Annotated in this window: 2 protein-coding genes; both read right to left on the bottom strand. The window is 64.1% G+C overall.

What is annotated here, in order from left to right:
• Positions 1 to 101 precede the first annotated feature (101 nt).
• Positions 102 to 944: an NAD-dependent protein deacetylase gene (locus tag ACXRVY_RS26145; protein ID WP_223463039.1), complete on the bottom strand. Its 843-nt coding sequence runs from the start codon at positions 942 to 944 to the stop codon at positions 102 to 104.
• Between the two features lie 122 nt (positions 945 to 1066).
• A partial coding sequence (locus ACXRVY_RS26140) for a class I SAM-dependent methyltransferase (protein WP_458238636.1) occupies positions 1067 to 2017 on the bottom strand: 951 nt, incomplete at its 5' end.

Genomic DNA, 2017 nt, shown 5'->3' with positions numbered 1-2017 from the left:
GGAGCGGGCTTGCCCGCGATAGGGCCGGCACATCCAGCATATTTATCGACAGATCCACCGCCAACGCGGGCAAGCCCGCTCCCACAGGGATGGTGTTTTCTTCAGGGGGCAAAGCGTTCGGCCAGCAATGGCAACAACCGCTCGCACGCCCCCTCRATCTTCAAATCCAGCATCTCATCCGCCCGGGTCTTGCCCAGGTTGATCGCGATCAACGGCTTGCCCTGATCCGCCACCGCCCGGCACAAACGAAATGCCGAATAGGCCATCAACGAAGACCCGAGTACCAACAACCCGGCAGCCTGTTCAACGGCTGCCATCGCCTTGGCCGCCGTGGCCTGCGCGACGTTCTCGCCAAAGAACACCACATCCGGCTTCATCCGTTCCCCGGCGCAATGCGGGCAGCGGGGGACCTGGAAGCGTGCCTCGAAGGCCGGGTCGAGCAAGGTGTCGCCGTCCGGCGCCTGTACCGCGTCGACACCGGCCAGGTACGGGTTCTGTGTTTCCATCAGGTGCTGGATCGAATCGCGCTCGCTGCGCCGACCGCAATCCAGGCACAAAACCCGGTGCAGACTGCCGTGGAGCTCGATCACGTCATGGCTGCCGGCCTGGTCGTGCAAGGTGTCGACGTTCTGGGTGATCAACCCGCTGATCTGCCCCATGCCTTGCAAACGGGCCAGGGTGTCGTGGGCCACGTTCGGCTGCGCCAGATGCACCCGTGGCCAGCCGAGCATCGCCCGCGCCCAATAGCGTCGCCGGGACTCCGGGGCCGAGAGAAATTCCTGATACATCATCGGCTGCCTGCCACGCCGCACGCCCTGGTTGTCGCGATAATCCGGAATGCCCGATGGCGTGCTGATACCGGCCCCGGTCAGCACGGCAAACGGCGCGTCGGCCATGAGCTGATGGAGGCGATCGAGCTGTTCATGGATCCGGCGGTCAAGCATGTCGGGAAACCTGTAGGAGTGAGCCTGCTCGCGATGGAGTGTCAGTCGACATCAATATAGCTGACACACCCTCATCGGAACGCCGCCCGGAGCAAGCTCGCTCCTACAGATGGCGGCGGGGACTATTTACGCGCCTCCAGTATCAGGTTGAACGGCGTTTCCGTGGCGCGGCGAAAACGGGTGAATCCAGCCTCGCTGAACACCTTGCGCAACCGTGCTTCACCGGCCTGGGCGCCGAGGCCGAGGCCGACTTCCTGGGACAGCGAGTTGGGCGTGCAGATGAAGGTCGAGGCCGCGTAGAACAGGCGTCCGACCGGGTTGACGTTGTCGTCGAGCAGATCGTTGGCGTAGGGCTCGACCAGCAACACGGTGCCGTCGTCCTTCAATGACTCATAGGCATGTTTGGCCGCACCCACCGGGTCGCCCATGTCGTGCAGGCAGTCGAAGTAGCAGATCAGGTCATAGTCACTGCCGGGGTAGCTTTTGGCCGTGCCCTGGAAGAACCGGGCACGACCGGACACACCGCCTTCTTCGGCGCGTTGGGTGGCGACGGTAACGGAGGGCGCGTGGTAGTCGAAACCGACGAAGCGCGAATCAGGAAAGGCCTGGGCCATGATCACCGTGGAGGCGCCATGGCCGCAGCCGATGTCCGCCACTTTGGCCCCGGCTTCCAGTTTGGCCACCACACCGTCGAGGGCCGGCAACCATTCGGCGACCAAATGGGCTTTGTAGCCGGGGCGGAAGAAGCGTTCGGTGCCGCTGAACATGCACGGATGGTGATCGCCCCAGGGCAGGGCACCGTTGCCGCGCATGGCGTTGACCAGCTTGTCCTTGTCGTGGAAAAACGACGCGACCACGCTGATCCCGCCCGCCACATAGACCGGTGAGTCTTCGTTTGCCAAAGCCATGGCTTGCTCTTCGGGCAGGCGGAACTGGCCGTCATGGTGTTCCATGTAGCCGGAGGCGGCGTGGGCGCTGAGCCATTCGCGCAGCAGGCGGGTGTTGCAGCCGGTTTTCCCGGCAAGGGTTTCGGGGGTGATCGGCTGGCAGTCGGCCATCGCCCGGTACAGGCC

The organism is Pseudomonas sp. P5_A2_2 (assembly GCF_054177685.1).
Note: the sequence above shows the minus strand (reverse complement) of the source record. Positions and strands in the feature narration are given on the sequence as shown.